The sequence below is a fragment of the Bacillus sp. V26 genome (assembly GCF_034296245.1).
GTDB lineage: Bacteria > Bacillota > Bacilli > Bacillales > Bacillaceae > Bacillus > Bacillus halotolerans.
The window spans coordinates 281,807-302,550 of the sequence record NZ_JAXKQF010000005.1 but is presented as its reverse complement, the minus strand read 5'-3'; the positions used below and the strand labels follow the sequence as shown (position 1 = coordinate 302,550).

Sequence of the window (20,744 nt, the reverse complement as noted above, 5' to 3'; positions counted from 1 at the left end):
AATACATTTATTATTATAACAACATTCGTATTCAAACGAAACTAAACAGCCAATCACCGATAAGCTATCGGCAATTGGCTGTATAAAAGGTGTTTTGATCCCTGTCTCAAAAACAGGGGTCAGTCCCTAAATGACGGGCTTTTCTTTTATGAATGTACGGCTTGCTTACGCAAGACGTCTTTTTTCACTTTGCCGAGATTATTTTTCGGAAGTTCCTTTACGAATTCGATTTCAGGAATTTTGTAAGCGGACAAGCGTTCTTTACAGAATGCAATGACATCCGCTTCTGTTATTTCCTGAGCGCCGTTAGTGACGATAAAGGCTTTTGGTTTTTCTCCGTACAGCGGGTCTGGTATCCCGACCACTGCTGTTTCGAGGATGCCCGGGATCTGCTGGATGACTTCTTCAACCTGATCAGGATAGACATTGTCGCCTCCGTAAATAATGACATCCTTGTAGCGTCCGGTGATGAAGATAAAGCCGTCCTCATCCACGTAGCCTGAATCTCCGGTTCTGAACCAGCCGTTTTGCAGCACTTTTGCTGTCGCTTCAGGGTTTTCCTCATAACCTTTAAATAAGAATGGGCTGTGCACAACGATTTCTCCGATTTCACCTTGCGGCAGCTCTTCTCTCGTCTCAGGATCTTCTACCTTGACTTGAACATCAGCAACGGGTTTACCGGCAGAGGCCGCTTTATCCATTCCCATTTCAGGAACCCATGTGCTGATTCCCCAAGCTTCTGTGCTTCCGTAACCGTGAGCGAGCTGGATGCCGATATCAAGATACCGCTGAATCAGGCTGCTAGGCACTTTTGTTCCGCCTGTCATCAAAATGATGAGCGAGGACAGATCGGTTTGATGTTCTTCCCACGCCTCAAGCAAATAAGTGTAAAACACAGGAAGGGCCATAATCGTTTGAATTTTTTCTTCTTCAATGACCTTCAGCATACGAACGGGATCTTGATCCTTTGTAAAAATAAACGTGGTTCCCGCAAACGTTCCAAGCATGATACAAATAAGCGCGCTTGTATGATAAATCGGGTGGCACGCAAGAAAACGCAGATTTTTCATTCGTGCGCTTGAGCTATTTGACTTTGATACGTAATTGTATATACCGCCATGGGTGATCATGCATCTTTTCGGATTTCCTGTTGTCCCTGACGTAAACATCAGAAGCGCTGTATCATCCGGAGAAACCGTTTCTGCTTCCGGTAAATGATCAGGTCCTGCAAAAAGCGCTTCAAACACTGGAGACGTCTCATACGCTGTTCCTGTTTCCATGATCAAACGGACAGAAGACAGCTCAGGCAGCACTTCATCCATTATCTCTTTAAATTCCGTTCCGTAAAACAATGCTTTCGGTTTACTTGCTTTTAAAATGCCTGTCATCTCGTATGGTTTCAGCTGCCAGCTGACGGGCACTACAACGGCCCCGATTTCAAGTGCGGCAAACATAATGGTTGATGCGGGATGGCCATTTTTGCAAAGCAAAGCCACATGGTCGCCTTTTTGAATTCCTTTTTGAAGCAGAGCATTCGCCAGCTGATTGATCCGTTTGTGATATGCTGCATATGTCAGTGTGTGGGCTCCGCTTTTTACAGCTTCTATTTCTTCGCTATCCGGCATGTCATGCAGAATCAGATGCTGTAATGTTTCCATATTGTCATCTCCTATATTCTCTTGAATCTTCAATAATTTGTTAGATTGTCTTCCTTACCTCACCCATTTTAACCCAAAAAAGATAACTTGTAAAACTATTTCATTTTGGAATTATTCCATTACAGAATGATAAAATAGTCCCGCATTTTTTTATTTTGTGCTGCATCCATACAAAAACACACGCCTTTTTTTGGCGTGTGAAATGGGTGATTACGGGATGTTTTTTTCTTTCATCCATGTGAAAAAGATGCGGTTTAAACGCTGATACAGTTCTCGTTCCCCTTCCTCCTGAAAGCCCGCCATGCTTTCTCCGCTTTCAATAATGGCAGAGCTGATCGCACTCAAAATCTCTGATCCTTCAGCTGATAATGTGGCCGGCGCCATCATGACGAGAATTCTTGTCATATCGAGGGTATTTCCGTCCATGCCATTGACTTCAAAAGATGTGCTGAGGTCATACATTTTGAAAAAAGGCAGGACGATATGATCATTTTTGAGATGATAAAGCGCCATGTTTGTACCCGGTATGCCCAATCCCCCTTGTTTTTCGCGTTCCGCAAGGCAATCCGCCGCTTTTTTCGGATCTCGGATGAGGCCATCCTTTTTCAGCTGTTGAAAAAGCTCAAACAGCAGCATGCCGTGATCCGGCTTTGTTTTCATTTCAGTGAGTGAAAAATGGCGCAAGACGTCTTGAATCACCGTCATGTATCGTCCCACGCTTTCCGCCGTTGCCAGCATGTCAGGGATGTCGGCTTGCCGCGTTTCTTCCTTCGGGCTTCTTTTTTTCTCAAGAATGAGCGGGATTTTCCGCTTGATATACTGCTTTACCTGGTTTGCGTCTTCCTCATTTAAAAGCGGGCTGACCATAATATAGTCGATGTTTTGATAAGGGATCGGCACAGTGGACACAATCATATCATAGGCATGAGTGTCGCGGTCCTTCAGCTCGATCAGTGATGACATATCAAACGATTCAATTTCAGGCAGCTCTTTCTTCAATCTCGACGCAAGCATTTTCGAAGAACCGATTCCGCTTGAGCAGACAACAAGCGCTTTCACTTTTGCTTCTTCTTTTTTGATTTCAAGCGCTGAACCGAAGTGAAGAACGATAAAGGCGATTTCATCATCAGAAAAGGACATGTCCGGGAAAAATTTTTCGACGCCCTCTTCTATCGCCATATACAGCAGAAAATAATCACGCTTGATTTGTTCCTTCATTGGATTATAGATGTCGATGTTTTCTTTCATGCGGCTGATGGCCGGCTCCAAATGGGCAATCAAGCCTTCATATAAAGAGTAGTTTTTCGTCAGATCCATTCTGATTTTTTCTGAAATAAAAGCGATCAGCCGTTTTGTTTGCATGGCTGTTTCAAGCTCTATTTCCTGCGCTCTGTATTCTGTTTTGTATTTGCGGTTGGCGCTTCGCAGATGGATCGTAATATAGCCGACCTCCGCTTCCGGGATCGTCACGCCGAAAGCACGTTCAAGCTCGCCCGCGATTTCCAGAGCGGAGCTGTATTCTTTAGCACTCTTGAGTTCATCAAGCTCGCTCTCTTCCATGCTGATCGTCTCGCCAAGTTTAATGCGTTCGATCGCAAACGTCAGATGAACGACAAGCGCTATATAGGAGCTGTCAGATAGAGAAAATGCGATTTTTTCTTTCAGCTGGAATAAAATCCGCTCCATTTTTAACAGCTCGCCTTTGCTTACAACCCCGAACATCTTCTCGGAGGAATCGGCTTTTCCTTTAATGTTTAATTCAACCGCTTCCAAAAACATTTGGATATCGAGGCGGTTCACAATCAGATTGCCGACAATTTTTCGTTTCGCGTTCTCTGGCCCCATGAGCTGGATGCCAAAGCCTCTTTTTCGGATCAGTGTTAACCCGAACGGAGAAATCCATTTCTCCAGCTCATCTAAATCGTAGCTGACCGTAGCATTGGTGACCTGCAGATCATGAGCGAGCGTGTACAGTTTCACCGGTTCTTGAGACTCTAATAGCGAACAGAGAATCAGCAATTTTCGTTCGTCGGCGCTGTATTCATGCTGTTCATGTGACAGCTCGGTGAGCAGCTTTTGTTTATCTTCGGGACTTCCTACCGCCTTCAAGCCTTTGCCGGGCTGTTTATCGAGCTTGAGCCCCACAGTCTCCATCAGCGGCTTGATTGATTTCAGCTCCCTGTGAATGGTTCTGGTGCTCACTTCCATCAGCTCAGCCAGCTCCGTTACGGTTACATATCGGTTCAGTAATAATAAATGCTTTAAAAGCTTTTGTTCTCTTGCAGTCATATACATAAAAAGGCCTCCAGACATTCGTGATGTGCGGATGAAGTCGCATGGAGATATAGGAAGAGGAAAAAAAGGGGTTTTCTTTATTAATATAAAACGCTTTCAAACAGGATTCAATCACTTATAAATGGGAATTTGGCACTAAGCGGTGTGACAATATTGAAAAAGCATCAGCCGTTATGCTGATGCTTTTTCTTTATGGTATATCGTGGCCTTGTACGGCTGTATAAATACGGAACCACTGATCCTGATCAAGCTTATACGCCAAGGCGTTTACCGCGGCGGAAATACGCTCGCGTTTTCCGCTTCCGACAATCGGCATGATGCCGGCCGGATGCGTGAACAGCCATGCGTACATCACCTCGTCCAATGAGGCAGCACCGATTTCAGCCTGAACAGTTTCAAGCGCCGTGCGAATGCGCCGATCTTTTTCCGTGTTTCCGGCGAATACTTTACCGCCTGCAAGCGGCGACCAGGCCATCGGAGAAATCCGTTTTTCCTGACACAGGTTCAATGTGCCGTCCTGAATATTTTCTAATTCATATGCGGAAAGCTCAATCTGATTGGTGACAAGCTTTTCAGGCAGATACGATTCCAGCATCCGATATTGATGGCCTTTAAAGTTCGACACACCGAAATATCTGACCTTCCCGGAGCTTTTCAGCGCATGAAACGCCTCAGCCACTCCTTCCGGGTCCATGAGCGGGTCCGGTCTGTGAATCAGCAGCACATCGATATAATCCGTTCTGAGATTCAAAAGCGACTGTTCAACAGACGCGAGAATGTGTGTTTTGCTTGTATTATAATGGTGCGATCTGTGAGCAGGGCGTTCAGGTGATTCAAGAACGATGCCGCATTTTGTGACCAGCTCTATGTTTTCCCTTAATCCGGGTGAAAGAGCAAGAGCATTTCCAAAACCTTTCTCGCACGTGTAGCCCCCGTAAATATCCGCATGATCAAAGGTGGTAATGCCTTGATCGACACACCACTCAATGAGACTGAGCAGCTCAGCGTCTGAATAGTTCCATTCATTCAGACGCCAAAGCCCGTGTATCACTCTTGAAAATTGAAGATCCTCCGCCAAATGAATACGCTGCATGCAAAATCCCTCTTTTCTTTATAAACCGGGTTTTTGCCCCTTACTAGATCATTCGGTCTCAGACGCCCTTTTTCCTTTCACTCCCGTTAAAAAGGTTTTATTTCGATTGAAATTGCTTTTTTGCTTTTTCGACTACGTAGTGGCTGCCGCCGTGATCTTGAACATTTTGAATCATCATCGCGACAAGCAGGTCTTTGTTTTTATAGTCATAGCCGACGAACCAGCCATTTTCGGTGCCGTCTTTATCATCCTTTGATTTTTTCAGCTCGGCTGTTCCCGTTTTTCCAGCCACAGTGATTCCTTTTACGACAGGCTGATACGCTGACCCGCGCTCATCTTCGACTACGCCTTTCAACCCTTTTGTAATATCGGCGGCTCCTTCTTTTGTGAGCACTTGTTTGTGCCAGACATCAGCGGTTTGTGAGTCTTTCTTGATAAGCGTCGGTTTCACGAGGTCTCCATTATCGACAAATGGCGTGTAAGCTGCCGCTAGGTGAAGCGGAGACATCTGCATTTGTCCCTGTCCGTAGCCTGTATCCGCAAGCAAAATGTCTGAGTCAAGCTTGTCGTTTGCGATTGACGATTGCTGGACAGGGAATTCAAATGGAATATCCTCTGCAAACCCAAATGTTTTCATGCCTTTTGTAAAGGTATCCGCTCCCATATCAAGCGCGTTTTGCGCAAAGTAAATATTGTCTGACGTGATCAGGGCATGTTCCAAATCCACTTGCTCTAAGCTGTCAGACACTCGTGTAACAGAATAGCCGCCCCAGCTTGAATCTTTCTGCCACTGTTTCCCTTTGATAGTTTTCTTCTCTGCGGCTTTAAGCGTGCCGTTTTTCAGGCCGATAGCAGCAGCGATCGGTTTAATCGTGGATCCTGGTGCATATGTTTTGTTGAATTTCGCAGAAAACGGATTGTTTTTGTCTTCGTTTAGTTTTTTCCATTCTTTATCGCTCCATCCGAAGATAAATCCGTTTGGATCGTAAGAAGGCGCGCTGACAAGAGCCAGTGTTTCACCTGTCTGCGGCTGCAGTGCGACTGCCGCCCCGCTGTCATCCTTCAGCTCGTCATAAAGCTTTGTTTGCGTTTTGATATCAATTGTGAGATGTAGATCCTCACCGTCTTTCGCTTTCGTTTCAGCGATGACTTCGCCGGTTTGCGGAACGTAGATTTTCCATCCTGTTTTGCCTCTGAGCTTGTCTTCATACACATTTTCAAGACCTGCGATTCCGATGTTTGACGTATCGCTGTATGTTCCGTCTTTCTTTTTCTTCAGTTCTTCCGCCGTAATCGCGCGAACGTAGCCTGTCAGATGGGCTGTTTTTTCGCCATACGGATAATAGCGCGAGCTGACATTTGTTCTTGTGACGCCTTTTAATGCCGTCACTTCAGACACCAACTTTTCTTCGTCCGGTTTTACTTTTTTGACCGGCACGAATGAATCATCTTTGACCCAGCTTTGTTTCAGCTTCTGGTTGATGTCATCTTCAGTTACATCCAGTTTTTTCGCGAGCTCTTTTATGACTTTCTCTTTTTTATCGCCAAGTTCTCCGGGAATAATTCCGATTTCCGGAACATCTGTGTTGACGGCTAAGCCTTTCCCGTTTTTATCGTAGATTTGGCCGCGTTTCGGTTCAATGCTGGCGATTTGAACGGTTTTGTCATCAGCCAGCTGCTTGAAAATAAACGATGGGTCCCAATCTATATTCCATGACTCCTCGTCATCTGTTTTTTCTTTTTTCAGCACAGCGGTATTTTTAAAGCTGACTTTGCCCGCATTTGTGTCCATGCTGACTTTGTATGGGATGTGCTTCATCGTTTTATTGTCTTTATCATCCTCATCCACTTTTCCCGCAGTGACTTTCAGATTTTTTACGCCTGCCTGCTCATAGATGGTTTTATATCTGCTGACGAAATCCTTTTTGGAGATTTCTTTTTTTACATCTTTGGTCAGGCTTTGATACATGTCATCGAATTGCTGATCGTTCCACTGTTTTACGAATGCTTCCATTCGGTCCTCTGGTGAATCTGTTTTGGAGCATCCGATTAATCCGATCAGCCCGATACATAGAAATAATAGTAGAATACACTTTTTACACATGACTTTCCCCTGCCTTCCACTTGTTATTTTCTCTTAAATGAATTAGTACGTGCAAGATTTTTTTGAAAATGAAGGAAAAGGTTCATCGTTTTTGCAGAAATCTCCTTTCGTTTCCTGTAAACTATTTGAAAAGAGGAAAGAAGGGATCACATGGTCAGAGAAGCAGCTATGCTTCATATTAAAGAGGGGCTTGAACAAGAATTTGAGGACGCGTTCCGGCTGGCGGCGCCGATCATTGCCGGAATGAAGGGCTATATCACACATTCTTTATCAAAATGTATGGAAGAAACACATAAGTACCTGCTGCTCGTAGAGTGGGAAACGCTTGAGGACCACACTGAAGGCTTTCGCAGGTCTTCCGAGTACAAAGAGTGGAAAGCCTTGCTGCACCGGTTCTATACGCCGTTCCCGACGGTTGAGCATTTTCTCGATGTATCATAGATTTATATCATATAAAGCGTAAAACCGATGAGAGAAACAGACCAAACGAAAACGGCAGTATAGATGTTAAATGCTCCTGAGCTGTCGTTTTCTTTTTTGCGTTCTTCAAGCCCCTGAATAAACATGACAGCGCCCAGGAAAACGAGCATGACCGATTGGATAACAGAGGTGTGTTCCGTATAGTTAAAAGCGATAAGCGCCAGTATGATAATGATAACCGCAAAAGACATTTTAAAAATGCGAAACAAAAGGACCATCCTTCCTTATATACGAAATATTGAGCGTTATGCCTATATTTGCCTTTGCCCTCCATTATTCTAGCGCACTTTTTTTGTATATAGAACATGAGACGGGGAAATTTAAGTTTCTTTTAATATTTGAATTCATATAAAAAACGCGCCAGTGATCAGGCGCGTTTTCTATGAAACTGATAATTCTCGATAACCTATTCCTCGGAGCACTTCGGCCATTGCCTGATAGCCATTGCTATTCGGATGGACACCGTCGAAAGACAGGTACTCCTGCTCTTTCCCTTTAAAGACACTGTAAACATCAGCGATTTTAACATGAGGTGCTGTTGCCAGCGTTTTCAAATGCGAATTAAATGAAGTAATCCATTGATCAGCAATGCCAATGCTGGGAAACGGGTTGTATAAATTAAAAACACGGATGGCGTAAGGTGATGGATCTGACCCTTTGATATTGGCGATTTGGGCAATCATCTTTTCAAAATTCTCATGACAATGCGCGGACGCACGGCTGAAAATCGTTTCATCCTGAGAAGATTGATAGGATAATACAGATTCAATGAGATCATTTCCGCACCCTGTGATCGTAATCATATCAGCGGCTTGAATTTGTTTTTGAACATAGGGATATGACAGGAGCCTGAGGATTTCCTCTGTATCAAGACCGGATTTGGCGAAAACCGATACGGCTGTTTTTGATTTCAGATCGGCTGCCATCATGTCTCTGAAGCGCTGGACAAATCCTGCAGAAAACAGCCCAGAGCCTCTCCCCGTCGTTAAAGAATCTCCGAGCGCTGTATACTGAAGCACCATGATCTTTCCTCCACTCATGAACGTCGATACGTTAATGTACGCAGCAGAGAAAAGATCGGCTACTTATGGATACCCTATTTTTCTGGAAATCTGCAAAGCGGCTTGTTTTACCCTTTCCGTTAAATACGGCAGCCTGTCTTCTGTAAATCTCGCTTCAAACCCTGCAATACTGATGCCGGCCGCCACCTGGTGATGATGGTTAAAAATCGGCGCGCCAATAGCGGCCGTATAGTTTTCGAGTTCTGAATAGCTGACGGTATAGCCGTTTTGCACCGAGGTCTCAATCGCCTCAAGAAGCTTTGACGGATCTGTAATGGTCCCTGAACCGATCGGAATGAGCTCTGTCTGTTTGATGTACGCTTCAATTTCTTCACGGGGCAGAAAGGACAAAATGCTCCGGGCACATGCCCCGGCATACAGAGGAGAACGCCGGCCGATTGCAGTGTACAGGCGAACGGTCTGTGTCCCTTCAATCTTCTCCACGTAGATCGCTTCATTTCCGTCCCTCATGATCAAATGAACGGCTTCATCTACTTCACGGCAAAGCTCTTCCATCACAGGCTTGGCTATTTTTCTGATATCGAGTCTGTCCGCGACAAGCTGTCCGAATTCCAAAAACACCAGTCCAAGCGTATAAACGCCGGATGGGTCTCGATTGAGGAACCCCATTTCTTCCAGTGAGCTGACCATTCGGTGAACAGAGGTTTTCGGCATTCCTGACAGGGAAACGAGTTCGCTTAAAGTCAGGCTTGGTTCATGCAAAAACAAATTGAGCAGCGCCATAGATTTCACTACGGTTTTGTTTTTATTCTGCATCATTCCATCCCCTTTGTTATGTCAGCCATTCCATTTTCATTCTTGTTTTCAGTTCTTTTAGATGCGCTTCCCGTTCAATGAAAAGCGCTTCCGCTTCCTGAAGGGATACAGGCTCAAATTGGACGTGCTCACCCGGCATGATTTGCGAGGCAATCGGAAGATCAGCTGAAATGATGTGAGCGATCCTCGGATAACCTCCCGTCGTCTGCCGGTCTGCAAGCAGGATAATCGGATTGCCGTCAGGCGGCACCTGAACTGTTCCAAATGTAACCGCCTCTGACACCATCTCAAGCGGCGCCTTCAATTCAAGCGGTTCCCCTTTGAGCCTGTAGCCCATACGATCGGACTGCGGAGTGACACGAAACGTTTCTTCGTAAAACCGCGTTTGCGATTCTTCTGTGAAAAAAGAGAATTGTTTTCCTTCCAGCACTCGGATCACCGGATTCTTTTTTAACGGCAGAAATCTGTATCGGCTGACTGACCAGTTCGGCGCCGCAAACCCTCGCTGGCCAAGGTGTTGGCTCAAGCGGGAGACGATGGTTTTCGAAAGAGATGACATCTCTCCGATCGGCAGTTCATCTTCCTTCTGAAGCGCTCTTCCGCGAAATCCGCCGATGCCCGCTCTGACATACGTGCTTTTGCTTTCCATCACAGCAGGAACATTGAAGCCGCCGGCTGTCGCCAAATAAGCGCGGCTGCCGAGTTTGCAGGGGCCGAAGGTGACCGTGCTGTTTCCCTTAACGAGCACAGGTTTCCAAAGAGGCGCTTCCTCATCATTCACACGCAGGGTAAAGTCCGCTCCTGTTACGGCAATCAGCATTGGTTCTGACACATAAAGCGACGGGCCGGGACCCATCAGCGTAATTTCAAGACCGGCTTCTTTTTCGCTGTTTCCGATCAGCAGATTGGCAATTCGAAGCGACACCGTGTCCATGGCGCCGCTTGCCAGCACGCCGTATTTTTGATACCCCGTTCTGCCTATATCCTGAACCGTTGTGAGCAGTCCGGGCTTTAACACTTTCATGCTCAATTGGACTCCTCCTTATAGGCGTGATAGTCATCCTCTGAGATGCGGACAAATGTAACAATATCTCCTGCTCTTAATAACGTTGGCGGGTTTTCCTGCGGCCGGAATAGAGCCAGCGGCGTTTTGCCGATCAGCTGCCAGCCGCCCGGTGTCGAAATCGGATAAACGCCTGTTTGCAGTCCCGCAATTCCGACTGAACCGGCAGGAATCGATGGTCTTGGCGATGATTTCCTTGGAGCTGCAATGCGTTTGGACATCCCGCCTAGGAAAGGAAACCCCGGTGCAAAGCCCAGCATATACACCACATATTCGCCGCCTGTATGAATCTCAATGACTTCTTCGGGTGTGAGATGATTGATCTTCGCCACCTCTTCTAAATCAGGCCCGAAATCACCGCCATAGCAGACGGGAATTTCAACGACGCGGCGGCTGCTTTCATAATCAGCCGTTAATTCTCCGAGCCGCTCATGAACATCGCGTTTCACCTTCTCAAAAGGCGAGCTGATGCCTTGAGGCAAATGCTTATACACTTCATACATATCATAAAATACGGTAAGACTCGTAAAAGCCGGGATACATTCAATGAATCCCGGAAACGGCTGTTCTTCTATATAAGCGGCAGCGGCATGGACAAGACCGTTTACTTGCTCGCTTATTTCTTCTCCAAATCGGATCATCATTGCAGAATCACCGAGCTGTTCGATTTGTAATCGTTCAGTCATCTTTCTCACCTCGTTTATTTCTCGTTCATCAGGAGGACGAGAGGTTACAGCACCGCAAGCGACTCGTCTCGAATATCTGTGATGAGCATATGCCCCGGCGCATGTGTGATGACCATTTCAGGTTTTACATTCATAGCCACAGCTTGCGGAGTTACCCCGCATGCCCAAAATAGAGGAACCTCGCCTTCACGAACAGAAACGGCATCTCCGAAATCTGGATTGCTCAAATCCTGTATGCCGATCGCTTTTGGATTGCCGATATGAATCGGTCCTCCGTGCACAGCCGGAAAACGCGAGGTCACCTGTGCGGCGCGTACAGCGAGCCGTTCAGGAACCGGTCTCATACTGACAACCAACTGTCCATGAAACGGCCCCGCCGGAACACAATCTATATTCGTTTTGTACATTGGAACGTTCGTCCCCTCGTCGATATGCCTGACGGGTATTCCATTATTGATCAGCGCTTGTTCAAAAGAGAAACTGCATCCGATCAGAAAGCCGACAAAATCGTCCTCCCAGTATGGCGTAATATCAGATACCTCATCTGTCAAAACACCGTGCCTGTATACACGGTATTTTGGAAAATCCGTTCTGATATCCGCATCGGGCGCTGCAAGCGACGGCACAGGCGAACCGGATTCCGTCACATCCAGCACCGGACAGGGTTTTGGATTCCGCTGGCAAAACAGCAGAAAGTCAAATGCCAGATCTTTTTTCAAAATCACAAGGTTCGCTTGAGCATAGCCGCCGGACATTCCGGCGGTCGGGCCGTTTATTTTCCCCTCTCGTATAAACGCGCGCACATCTCTTGGCGCCATCTTGTTTAAATGATCCACTCTTATCAGCCCCACAATTGAGGTAGTTGTGTAAATAACGTGTAGACGCCCATAATCGCCATGACGATGACAACCAGTGCACCTGAGCCTGTCAGCCAAAGCGGATGCTTATAATCACCGACAATGTTTTTCTTATATGCGGCAATAAGCAGCGTTCCAAGCGCAATCGGCAGAATCAAACCGTTCAGAGATCCGACAAGCACGAGAATTTTCGCCGGCTGGCCGATGGTGACGAAGGCTAATGTAGAAACGACAATAAATCCGATAATAATGCCGCGTGAATTCTTTTCAATTTTTGGAGAAAAGGTTTTAAAAAATGAAACAGATGTATAAGCGGCCCCGATAACAGACGTAATGGCCGCTGACCACATGATCAATCCGAAGATTTTATAACCGACATTTCCCGCTGCCAGCTGGAACACAGAGGCCGCCGGGTTGCTTTCGTCAATGTGCAGGCCTTTTGAAACAACGCCGAGCACAGCTAAGAAAAGGGCGATCCGCATGATGGATGTAATTAAAATGCCGATAACTGAGCTTTTTGTCACCTGGGGGATGGATTCCTTGCCTTTAATCCCTGCATCAAGCAAACGATGTCCGCCGGCAAATGTGATATATCCCCCGACGGTTCCGCCGACTAATGTGACTATTGCAAATATACTGATATGTTCAGGGACAAACGTGTTAGCCACAGCCTGTCCGACCGGCGGCGCTGTGGTGACAGCAACAAAGACAGTTAAAATAATCATGACAAAACCCGCGATTTGCGTAAAACGGTCCATCGCTTTTCCTGCTTCCTTGATGACAAAAATCAGAATCGCGATGACGGCACTGATTAAGGCGCCTGTTTCTGGTGTAATGCCGAACAAGACTTGAAGTCCGAGCCCAGCCCCTCCGATATTCCCGATATTAAAGGCAAGTCCTCCAAGCACGACGAGAATTGCAATAAAATATCCCAGTCCGGGAAGCACCATATTCGCAATCTCCTGGCCCCTTTTTCCTGAGACCGCAATGATGCGCCATACGTTGGTTTGAGCGAAGATATCCAAAATAATAGAAATGAAAATAACAAAACCGAAGCTTGCTGCGAGTGTGTTTGTGAATGTTGCGGTTTGTGTCAGGAATCCCGGGCCGATTGCTGATGTCGCCATTAAGAAGGCGGCCCCCATCAGCAATGACCAGCTGCCCGTTTTTTTCCCTGCTGTTTTTTTCTGCTGCTCCATCTATTTTCCTCCTTCTGATTACTTCTGCGCTGAAATAGCAGTCACTTCGATTCCGGCCGCTTTGAGCTCTTTTCTGATTTTTTGCGCAAATGTCAGCGCGTGGGCACCGTCTCCATGAATGCAAACTGTATCTGCTTTTAATGACACATCATGTCCTTGCTGAGATTTGACCGTCCCTTCTTTCACCATTTTGATCACCTGAGTGACGGCGGCATCATCGCTTTCAATGAGTGCGTCCGGCTGAGAACGCGGTGTCAGCGTGCCGTCCGCTTGGTATGTTCTGTCGGCGAACACTTCACTTGCTGTTTGAAGCCCGATCCGTTCTCCTGCTTTTACAAGCTCGCTCTCAGCAAGACCGAAAAGAATCAGTCCTGGATCGACCTTGTAGACAGCTTTTGCAATGGCGTCCGATAGCTTCTGATCGACTGCGGCCATATTGTACAAAGCGCCGTGCGGCTTGACGTGCTGCATGTGAAGTCCTTCCGCTTTTAAAAATCCTGACAAGGCGCCAATTTGATAAACCACAAGATCATATGCTTCCTCTGGAGAAATCGCTATATTTCGGCGGCCGAAGCCGAGCAAATCCGGGAGTCCCGGGTGAGCGCCGATTTTTACGCCTTTTTCAGCAGCAAGGGCAACTGTTTTCCGCATGACACTTGGATCCCCTGCATGAAATCCGCATGCGACATTCGCTGAAGTGACAAACGCTAAAATATCTTGATCAAGACCTATCGTATAGGCTCCGAAGCTTTCCCCTAAATCACAATTTAAATCAACTTGAAACACAGAATCCCTCCTGCCAAGCAAACGATTGCTTTATGTATTTTATTGTTCCGAAATTCGGAACGACTATTCCGAATTTTTGAACTTTATTTCATTATATTCAATCATATCAGTTTGTGAAATAACTTTGTTAGAAAACCTACCATGGTCCTAGAAGAAAATCTCCCTGATAAAAAAAGAAAAGAGTCCTTATCTCAGGACTCTTTTCTTATAGTACCCAATGGCGTATCGCTTTAGCGACGCCATCTTCTATATTTGTATCAGTGATCCAATCAGCCGTTTCCTTCACGACGTCTTGGGCATTGCCCATCGCTACGCCCAGCCCGGCTTCTTTGATCATCGCGATATCATTCAGGCTGTCGCCCATCGCCATGACATTTTCCATCGTAAAGCCGAGTTTTTCAGAAACCTTCGCAAGGGCTGCGGCTTTGTTGATGCCGAGCGCGTTGACCTCGATGTTTGTCGGGCTTGAGTTTGTGATTTCGAGCTCTTTATTTTTTCTGAGCTCCGCCAGCACTTCGTTTCGGATGTCGTCATCTTCTATGTCAAATCCGAATTTAAGCCATTCATGATCAGTGATGTTTTCCGGGAACTCGCCTCTCCACACTTTGTTAACAGTTGAAGCCCAGAAATTAGTGTTGTGCTTATTTCGCAAATCCCACATCATTTTGATGTGATCCGTGTGGAGCAGCTTGCGTTCCACTAAATTAAAATTCGAGTCCCAGATTTCACTTCCGTTAGCCGTGATTAAAAAAGACGACAGCTTCAGCGACTCAGCCAGCTCCCGGCACGTCATCAGCGTCCGGCCCGTACTGATGACCACGTAAACGCCTTTATCCTCCGCTTCACGAATCGCGTTGCGGTTTTCGTCTGAAATCAGCTGCTCGTCATTCAGCAGTGTTCCGTCCATATCAATAGCAATCAGCTTGATATTCACATCTTCTCTTTGAACAGACATATATGTACCTCTCTTTATCTTTTAGTTGTTCTGGTTCTATTCTAATACATTATACCCAGCGGAACAAAACAGCCATTTCACATGTTTCAAGTGGAGACATTAGAGGAAAACAAATGGTGAGGTGATAAAACATGAAAGAGAGAAAACAGCAGAACCGCCCTAATGAAAACCCCGAACATAATGACTTGACCGATCCGATACCGAATGAAGAGCTGAAGGAAAACATGAATGATGAAAAACAAAAGCGGCAGCAACGAGATGACTCACAAAGCGAACGGGATTACGATACGAAATAATAGAACCCCTCACAAATCGTAGTGAAGGGTTTTTTTCATTTTTCAATATAGATGCCGATTTCAGCTTCAGCAACAGGCTGCCCGCCCACTGACGCCTTGGCATGTCCAAACACAAACCCGCGCCGGTTACGCGTGACTTCAAACGTAAGATCAAGCCGGTCGCCGGGTATGGCCGCGCCCAGCTTTTCCGCTTTCTTCACGGAAGACAATAAGCCCAAGCTGTTCTCATCTGTAATTCCTGTAAAAGCCGCGGTTTGCGCAAGTGCTTCAATCACAAGTGAAAACGGCATTTCTGTTTGCGTGTCAGTGATAAAACCAGTCGTTCTCACTGACCAGCTTATAAGCAGCCGCATGCTTGCCGGGCTCACTTTCCGTCACGCCGTCAATCAATAAAAATGGGTAGCGGTGAGGCAGCATATATGGTTTCATCATTCCTCCACCCTTTCTTTCATTTCATCAAGCATTATCTCTTTTTTGCGTATGTATTCATTTTGCTACTCTTATCTCACTGAACGGATAAAAGACAAGAGACTCCGTACCAATGATATCTTCATCAGAAGGCATCCCCATTCCGTTTCTGCTGTCCACCGAATTGAGACGGTTATCTCCCATTACAAAATATTTGCCGGCAGGAACATCAGCTTCAAAATCACTCGTGAGATTTTCCCCTGACGCTTGCATTTCTTGTTTATGTTCCTTTAGATACGGTTCGTCGATTTTCTTACCGTTTATGTATAGCTGATCATCCTTCATGATAATTGAGTCGCCAGGCAAACCGATTAACCGTTTTATAAATGAACGGCCGCTCTTTTCGTCATGAATCACGATGATGTCGCCTCTATGAAACCCGCCTGTATATTTGGCTGCTTTGTCAACCAACATTCGTTCTGAGTCTTTTAGCGTCGGAGCCATTGATGAACCTTCAACGAGATAGGGCATATAAAACGCCATTCTGATCATGAAAATGAAAGCTAGAATACATGCAGTACTGAGTACAATCCATTTGGTTTTTGATTTTTTCTTTAATGTGATCGTTTTTGCGTTCAACTTCTTCCACCTGATACTTTCCTAAGAATTCCATGTCATTATACAACATTTGGATCTTCTTGGTTAGTGATCTGTTGAAATTTGTGTAAACGGCCGGGGCAACCATTCGTCCCGGCCTGCATGTTTATAAGTTTCTTAAACGCACACAAATTTCGTCAGTGACCTCTTCCGTCGTGCTTTGTCCGCCAATGTCGCGTGTTTTAATGCCGTCAGCCGTGACTCGTTCCATCACATTGAGGATCTTTGCCCCCAGTTCTTCCTCTCCGAAATGGTCAAGCATCAGCTTCGCTGTCCAAATCTGGCCGATTGGGTTGGCAAGACCTTTGCCGGCAATATCCGGAGCTGAGCCATGAACCGGTTCGAACATGGATGGGTACTTGCCGGACGGGTTAATGTTCGCAGACGGCGCAATGCCAATGCTTCCCATCAGGCTCGAGCTGATGTCGGTTAAAATATCACCGAACAGGTTGCTCGCCACAATGACATCAAACGTTTCCGGACGCGTCACAAAAAAAGCGGCCAACGCATCAATATGCTGGGATGACGTTTCAATCTCGCTGTAATCAGCAGCAGTCTGCTGAAAGACTTCATCCCAAAACGGCATCGCGTGATAAATTCCGTTGGACTTTGTTGCGCTTGTTACATGGCCGCTCCGTTTTTTCGCCAATTCGAAGGCAAAACGCATGACACGTTCTGTTGCTTTTCTCGTAAACACGGCATTTTGGATGGCGATTTCATCGTCACCCCTGTGAATGCGTCCGCCGACTTCACTGTATTCACCTTCACTGTTCTCGCGAATCACCACTAGATCAAAATCGTTCGGATGCCGCAGCGGCGACGTGATGCCGGCCATTTGTTTGGCCGGTCTCATATTAATAGAAAGCTCAAGCTCTCTCCGGATCTTCAGCAGCAGCCCCCATAACGAAATATGGTCGGGAACCAGTTTCGGATTTCCGATCGCTCCCAAGAAAACCGCTTCAAATTGAGTAAGCGTATGTATTCCGTTCTCAGGCATCATTTCGCCGTGCTCCATGTAATAGTCACAGCTCCATGGAAATGACGTAAATGAGAATGACAACCCTCCGTGAACCTCAGCTGCTGTGTGAAGCACTTTCTCAGCAGCGGCTACAACTTCTTTTCCTACTCCGTCTCCCGGTATTGCCGCAATCTCGAATTGTTTCATCGCCATTCTCCTCCCCCCCTGTTATCGTAAGCGTTTTCTATTATACTAGATTGCGAGATGGTAAAAAAAGCCCGTGACGTATAGTCACGGGTCCGGTTATTGATTCAGTTTTTTTAAAATGATGGCATGCAGCGGTTCATGAGACGGAATACCGCACACCTCGTGAAGCACTCCGCTGTATCCTTTTTCCGCGATCAGCGCTTGCAGCTCGACCGCTTCCGGATCACCGGCAAAGTCGAATCGCAGTGCCGCAGCAATGCCTTCAGCCAGCGCATTCGGCTCTTTGATTTTCTTCGCCGGACCTACAAGCCTGTCATTTTCTCCAAGCTTTCTGAGCGGCGATCTCGCCACACGGGTCACATCGTCGGTGATAAATTCATTTTCAAAGCGGCCGATGATTTTTTTAATATATTGCTCGTGTTCTGATTGCTTAAAATGATACGTTTTGATGAGATAATCACCGGTTTCAAGCAGCGCTGAGTGAACAACACGGCGGATTTCCGGATGATCGATCGCTTCTTTTATCGTTTTTAATCCGCGCTGATAGCCGACATAGGCCGTTACAGCATGGCCCGTATTAACGGTAAACAGCTTTCGTTCGATGTACGGCGTTAAATCATCAACAAACAGCGCCCCTTTTATTGCCGGTGTTTCCCCTATAAAGCCTGATTCGTCGATGACCCATTCAAAGAACGGCTCAACCGACACTTTGAGCGGATCTTCATGATGCTGAATCGGCACGATCCGGTCAACCGCGGAATTTGGGAATCCGACAGTGTTGCCGACAGCCTCCTCCTCCGCCTCTGTTAAGTGGCTGTATACTTCTTTTTTTAAGAAGCTGCTTCCGCCAATCATATTTTCACAGGCAATGATATTCAGTGTGTCGGCAGAGCTTCTTCGTCTTAAGCCTTCTGCGATAGACGGTGCAATCAGCTTTAATACATTCGGGCCGACAGCCGTCGTGATGAGCGCCGCCTCATTGATCAGCCGATACAGCTCCTCCGGCTGGCTGCCGCTGTTGATGGCGCTGACCGGGCCGATCACCTCTGACGAACGTCCTTCTTCTGCGAGTTCAACAGTGTATGCCCGTTTATCATTAAGGCGGCCGACCATCGTGTCATTTACATCCGCAAACACCACTTCATAGCCGGAGTGGTGAAGCAGCGCACCGATAAAGCCCCTCCCGATATTTCCCGCACCGAAATGTAAGGCAATCATGCTAGTTCACCTCGTTGAAAATCGCGATCAAATCTTCTTCGCTTTTCGCAGAAATCAGGCGTTCAATGTTTTCTTCTTCTGAGCAGATGATGGCGATGTTAGACAAAATGTCTAAATGCTCGTTATTTTTTCCGGCAATGCCGAATACGACTTTGGCTGTGTTTCCTTCTCCATACTCTACTCCGTCAGGAATTTGAATGATTGAAATCCCTGAGTGAAGCACTTCGCTTTTGGCATCTTCTGTGCCGTGGGGGATGGCAATAAAATTCCCCATAAAGGTAGATGATGTTTCTTCCCGTTCAAACATTTTTTCAATATAATCGTCTGTCACGTAGCCGTTGTCAATCAGCGTTTGGCCCGCCAATCTGATCGCTTCTTCTTTTGTTGCAACCGTTTGATTGAGTTTGATGTTTTCTTTTGCGAGTACTTGCATGAGTATCACTCTCTTTCTATGAGATTACTTTTTTAGCTTTTCAATAAGCTCGTCATATTTCGGACTGTTTAAGAAGTTCTCCACTGATATGTGCGTCGCATTTGGCAGCTTTGCCTTTGCTCGATCTGTTAAGTCTTTGTGGGTAATGACAATATCCGCATCGCTCGGCAGATTGTTAATCGCCGTGTTGGTCACGCTGATATCCAGGTCAGCTTTTTTGACTTTGTTTCTTAAAATCGAAGCCCCCATCGCGCTCGAGCCCATTCCGGCGTCACATGCGAAAATAATTTTATTGACGCTTTCAGGAGACAGTTCAGACGCTTCCTCAGCTTTTGCTTGTTCTGCCTCTAAAGCAGCGGCAGCTTGGCTTTTCTTCCCCTTCATGGACTGCATTTTTTCTGTTGCCGCTGCGAGATCTTCTTCGCTTGCTTTTGAAGATTTCAGGATCACTGCTGATACGATGAACGAAACGGCTGCAGCGACCAATACGCCTGCCAGCACTCCGAAGTATCCGCCTCTTGGCGTCATGGCCATCAATGCGATAATGCTGCCTGGTGACGATGCTGCAACTAGACCGGCGTTAAAGATAGAGAACGTTAGGAGCCCGCTTGCTCCGCCTGCAATCGCGGCCAGAATCAATGCCGGCTTCATTAAAATGTACGGGAAGTAAATTTCGTGAATCCCCCCGAAGAAATGAATGATTGCCGCTCCAGGAGCCGTTGATTTTGAAGATCCTTTTCCAAAGAACATATACGCGAGCAAAATGCCGAGCCCCGGTCCAGGGTTTGCTTCTACTAAAAACAGAATTGACTTTCCGGTATTGGCTGCCTGCTCGATTCCAATCGGGCTTAAGATACCGTGGTTGATCGCGTTATTTAGGAACAAGACCTTCGCCGGTTCCACGAAAACGCTTGCAACAGGCAGCAGGTTAGCGTGTACAATGACCTCTACACCGGCTGCCAGTAATTTATTTAACGTCAGAACGACTGGGCCGATCGCATAAAACGCGAGAATCGTTAAAGCCGCGCCGACAATTCCTGCCGTAAAGTTGTTAATCAGCATCTCAAAGCCTTGCTTTACTTTGTCCTTGAATAATTTATCAGTTTGCTTAATGAGATATCCGCCCAGCGGCCCCATTATCATCGCGCCTAGAAACATCGGAATATCCGATCCGACAATTACCCCGATTGCCGCCGTCGCACCGACGACTCCGCCGCGGTGGTCGTAAATCATTTTTCCGCCTGTATACGCTATCAAAAGCGGCAGTAAATACGTAATCATCGGGCTGACCAGCGTATTCAGCTGCTCATTCGGAAACCATCCCGCCGGAATAAACAAAGCGGTAATGATGCCCCACGCGATAAACGCGCCGATATTCGGCATGATCATTCCGCTCAAATAACTGCCAAAGCGCTGAACTTTCACTTTCATGCCGCCTTGCTGCTGTTCTTGCTGCATATATAAACCCTCCCTGTTTTGTTTGTCGCTAAAAGAATGATAATGTCAGAGAATGATGCTTCCCTTTGACTCTATATTAAAACGCTTACAGTGTG

General features: G+C 46.5%; 21 protein-coding genes and 1 pseudogene. 3 read left to right on the top strand and 19 right to left on the bottom strand.

Features of this window, described 5'->3' with window-relative positions; all coding sequences use genetic code 11:
* On the top strand, positions 1–86 hold an 86-nt coding region (locus UJ203_RS16295), incomplete at its 5' end, for an IS3 family transposase (protein WP_134980913.1).
* A 60-nt stretch (positions 87–146) separates the two neighbouring features.
* Here UJ203_RS16295 and UJ203_RS16290 read toward each other — a convergent pair.
* The 4 genes from UJ203_RS16290 to UJ203_RS16275 all read right to left on the bottom strand — a co-directional run bounded on the left by UJ203_RS16290 (position 147) and on the right by UJ203_RS16275 (position 7,150).
* Positions 147–1,658: a class I adenylate-forming enzyme family protein gene (locus UJ203_RS16290; RefSeq protein ID WP_322012402.1), complete on the bottom strand. Its 1,512-nt coding sequence runs from the start codon at positions 1,656–1,658 to the stop codon at positions 147–149.
* 210 nt (positions 1,659–1,868) lie between these two features.
* Positions 1,869–3,953, bottom strand: a complete 2,085-nt coding sequence (locus UJ203_RS16285; protein WP_322012400.1) for a transcription antiterminator — start codon at positions 3,951–3,953, stop codon at positions 1,869–1,871.
* A gap of 190 nt (positions 3,954–4,143) precedes the next feature.
* Positions 4,144–5,046 (bottom strand): aldo/keto reductase, encoded by a 903-nt coding sequence (locus UJ203_RS16280; RefSeq protein WP_095714100.1) that lies wholly within the window; start codon positions 5,044–5,046, stop codon positions 4,144–4,146.
* A gap of 97 nt (positions 5,047–5,143) precedes the next feature.
* On the bottom strand, positions 5,144–7,150 hold the full coding sequence (locus tag UJ203_RS16275; protein ID WP_322012397.1) for a penicillin-binding transpeptidase domain-containing protein: 2,007 nt from the start codon (positions 7,148–7,150) through the stop codon (positions 5,144–5,146).
* 150 nt (positions 7,151–7,300) lie between these two features.
* On the opposite strand from UJ203_RS16275, the gene UJ203_RS16270 reads away from it, so the two are divergent.
* On the top strand, positions 7,301–7,591 hold the full coding sequence (locus UJ203_RS16270) for an antibiotic biosynthesis monooxygenase (protein WP_322012394.1): 291 nt from the start codon (positions 7,301–7,303) through the stop codon (positions 7,589–7,591).
* A 2-nt stretch (positions 7,592–7,593) separates the two neighbouring features.
* Here UJ203_RS16270 and UJ203_RS16265 read toward each other — a convergent pair whose 3' ends face one another.
* From UJ203_RS16265 to UJ203_RS16225, 9 genes are all read right to left on the bottom strand, one after another.
* Positions 7,594–7,839 (bottom strand): YczI family protein, encoded by a 246-nt coding sequence (locus tag UJ203_RS16265; RefSeq protein ID WP_010333057.1) that lies wholly within the window; start codon positions 7,837–7,839, stop codon positions 7,594–7,596.
* Between the two features lie 171 nt (positions 7,840–8,010).
* The gene (locus UJ203_RS16260) at positions 8,011–8,652 is read right to left on the bottom strand and encodes a GDSL-type esterase/lipase family protein (protein ID WP_322012390.1); all 642 of its coding nucleotides are present in this window, start codon (positions 8,650–8,652) and stop codon (positions 8,011–8,013) included.
* Positions 8,653–8,715: 63 nt separating this feature from the next.
* On the bottom strand, positions 8,716–9,468 hold the full coding sequence (locus UJ203_RS16255; RefSeq protein ID WP_248337691.1) for an IclR family transcriptional regulator: 753 nt from the start codon (positions 9,466–9,468) through the stop codon (positions 8,716–8,718).
* 16 nt (positions 9,469–9,484) lie between these two features.
* Positions 9,485–10,492, bottom strand: coding sequence for a biotin-dependent carboxyltransferase family protein (locus UJ203_RS16250; protein WP_105955233.1), 1,008 nt, complete (start codon positions 10,490–10,492; stop codon positions 9,485–9,487).
* A gap of 2 nt (positions 10,493–10,494) precedes the next feature.
* Positions 10,495–11,217 (bottom strand): 5-oxoprolinase subunit PxpB, encoded by a 723-nt coding sequence (pxpB, locus tag UJ203_RS16245; protein ID WP_105955189.1) that lies wholly within the window; start codon positions 11,215–11,217, stop codon positions 10,495–10,497.
* Positions 11,218–11,261: 44 nt separating this feature from the next.
* Positions 11,262–12,053 carry a putative hydro-lyase gene (locus UJ203_RS16240; RefSeq protein ID WP_313886318.1) on the bottom strand — a complete coding sequence of 264 codons (792 nt, stop codon included), beginning with the start codon at positions 12,051–12,053 and terminating at the stop codon, positions 11,262–11,264.
* A 5-nt stretch (positions 12,054–12,058) separates the two neighbouring features.
* Positions 12,059–13,273: an NRAMP family divalent metal transporter gene (locus tag UJ203_RS16235; RefSeq protein WP_322012382.1), complete on the bottom strand. Its 1,215-nt coding sequence runs from the start codon at positions 13,271–13,273 to the stop codon at positions 12,059–12,061.
* 18 nt (positions 13,274–13,291) lie between these two features.
* Positions 13,292–14,059 (bottom strand): 5-oxoprolinase subunit PpxA, encoded by a 768-nt coding sequence (gene pxpA / locus UJ203_RS16230; RefSeq protein ID WP_322012379.1) that lies wholly within the window; start codon positions 14,057–14,059, stop codon positions 13,292–13,294.
* Positions 14,060–14,264: 205 nt separating this feature from the next.
* Positions 14,265–15,014, bottom strand: coding sequence for a Cof-type HAD-IIB family hydrolase (locus tag UJ203_RS16225; protein WP_024120241.1), 750 nt, complete (start codon positions 15,012–15,014; stop codon positions 14,265–14,267).
* A 131-nt stretch (positions 15,015–15,145) separates the two neighbouring features.
* On the opposite strand from UJ203_RS16225, the gene UJ203_RS16220 reads away from it, so the two are divergent.
* Positions 15,146–15,310, top strand: coding sequence for a hypothetical protein (locus tag UJ203_RS16220; protein WP_024120240.1), 165 nt, complete (start codon positions 15,146–15,148; stop codon positions 15,308–15,310).
* A 35-nt stretch (positions 15,311–15,345) separates the two neighbouring features.
* On the opposite strand, the pseudogene UJ203_RS16215 reads toward UJ203_RS16220, so the two are convergent.
* From UJ203_RS16215 to UJ203_RS16190, 6 genes and pseudogenes are all read right to left on the bottom strand, one after another.
* Positions 15,346–15,739 (bottom strand): annotated as a pseudogene (locus UJ203_RS16215) (3-hydroxyacyl-ACP dehydratase FabZ family protein).
* A 57-nt stretch (positions 15,740–15,796) separates the two neighbouring features.
* Positions 15,797–16,357, bottom strand: a complete 561-nt coding sequence (gene sipU, locus UJ203_RS16210) for a signal peptidase I sipU (protein ID WP_322012376.1) — start codon at positions 16,355–16,357, stop codon at positions 15,797–15,799.
* Between the two features lie 124 nt (positions 16,358–16,481).
* The gene (locus UJ203_RS16205; RefSeq protein ID WP_322012374.1) at positions 16,482–17,546 is read right to left on the bottom strand and encodes a tartrate dehydrogenase; all 1,065 of its coding nucleotides are present in this window, start codon (positions 17,544–17,546) and stop codon (positions 16,482–16,484) included.
* A gap of 90 nt (positions 17,547–17,636) precedes the next feature.
* Positions 17,637–18,758, bottom strand: a complete 1,122-nt coding sequence (locus UJ203_RS16200) for a mannitol-1-phosphate 5-dehydrogenase (RefSeq protein WP_322012372.1) — start codon at positions 18,756–18,758, stop codon at positions 17,637–17,639.
* Position 18,759: 1 nt separating this feature from the next.
* Positions 18,760–19,191, bottom strand: coding sequence for a PTS sugar transporter subunit IIA (locus UJ203_RS16195; RefSeq protein ID WP_322012370.1), 432 nt, complete (start codon positions 19,189–19,191; stop codon positions 18,760–18,762).
* A 24-nt stretch (positions 19,192–19,215) separates the two neighbouring features.
* Positions 19,216–20,649: a PTS mannitol transporter subunit IICB gene (locus tag UJ203_RS16190; protein ID WP_024120234.1), complete on the bottom strand. Its 1,434-nt coding sequence runs from the start codon at positions 20,647–20,649 to the stop codon at positions 19,216–19,218.
* Between the last annotated feature and the right edge of the window lie 95 nt (positions 20,650–20,744).

Coding starts and splice junctions, on each gene's coding strand:
- UJ203_RS16290 (WP_322012402.1), bottom strand. CDS start 1,658: ATGGAAACATTACAGCATCTGATTCTGCATGACATGCCGGATAGCGAA.
- UJ203_RS16285 (WP_322012400.1), bottom strand. CDS start 3,953: ATGTATATGACTGCAAGAGAACAAAAGCTTTTAAAGCATTTATTATTA.
- UJ203_RS16280 (WP_095714100.1), bottom strand. CDS start 5,046: ATGCAGCGTATTCATTTGGCGGAGGATCTTCAATTTTCAAGAGTGATA.
- UJ203_RS16275 (WP_322012397.1), bottom strand. CDS start 7,150: ATGTGTAAAAAGTGTATTCTACTATTATTTCTATGTATCGGGCTGATC.
- UJ203_RS16270 (WP_322012394.1), top strand. CDS start 7,301: ATGGTCAGAGAAGCAGCTATGCTTCATATTAAAGAGGGGCTTGAACAA.
- UJ203_RS16260 (WP_322012390.1), bottom strand. CDS start 8,652: ATGGTGCTTCAGTATACAGCGCTCGGAGATTCTTTAACGACGGGGAGA.
- UJ203_RS16255 (WP_248337691.1), bottom strand. CDS start 9,468: ATGCAGAATAAAAACAAAACCGTAGTGAAATCTATGGCGCTGCTCAAT.
- UJ203_RS16250 (WP_105955233.1), bottom strand. CDS start 10,492: ATGAAAGTGTTAAAGCCCGGACTGCTCACAACGGTTCAGGATATAGGC.
- pxpB (WP_105955189.1), bottom strand. CDS start 11,217: ATGACTGAACGATTACAAATCGAACAGCTCGGTGATTCTGCAATGATG.
- UJ203_RS16235 (WP_322012382.1), bottom strand. CDS start 13,273: ATGGAGCAGCAGAAAAAAACAGCAGGGAAAAAAACGGGCAGCTGGTCA.
- UJ203_RS16225 (WP_024120241.1), bottom strand. CDS start 15,014: ATGTCTGTTCAAAGAGAAGATGTGAATATCAAGCTGATTGCTATTGAT.
- UJ203_RS16220 (WP_024120240.1), top strand. CDS start 15,146: ATGAAAGAGAGAAAACAGCAGAACCGCCCTAATGAAAACCCCGAACAT.
- UJ203_RS16205 (WP_322012374.1), bottom strand. CDS start 17,546: ATGGCGATGAAACAATTCGAGATTGCGGCAATACCGGGAGACGGAGTA.
- UJ203_RS16200 (WP_322012372.1), bottom strand. CDS start 18,758: ATGATTGCCTTACATTTCGGTGCGGGAAATATCGGGAGGGGCTTTATC.
- UJ203_RS16195 (WP_322012370.1), bottom strand. CDS start 19,191: ATGCAAGTACTCGCAAAAGAAAACATCAAACTCAATCAAACGGTTGCA.
- UJ203_RS16190 (WP_024120234.1), bottom strand. CDS start 20,649: ATGCAGCAAGAACAGCAGCAAGGCGGCATGAAAGTGAAAGTTCAGCGC.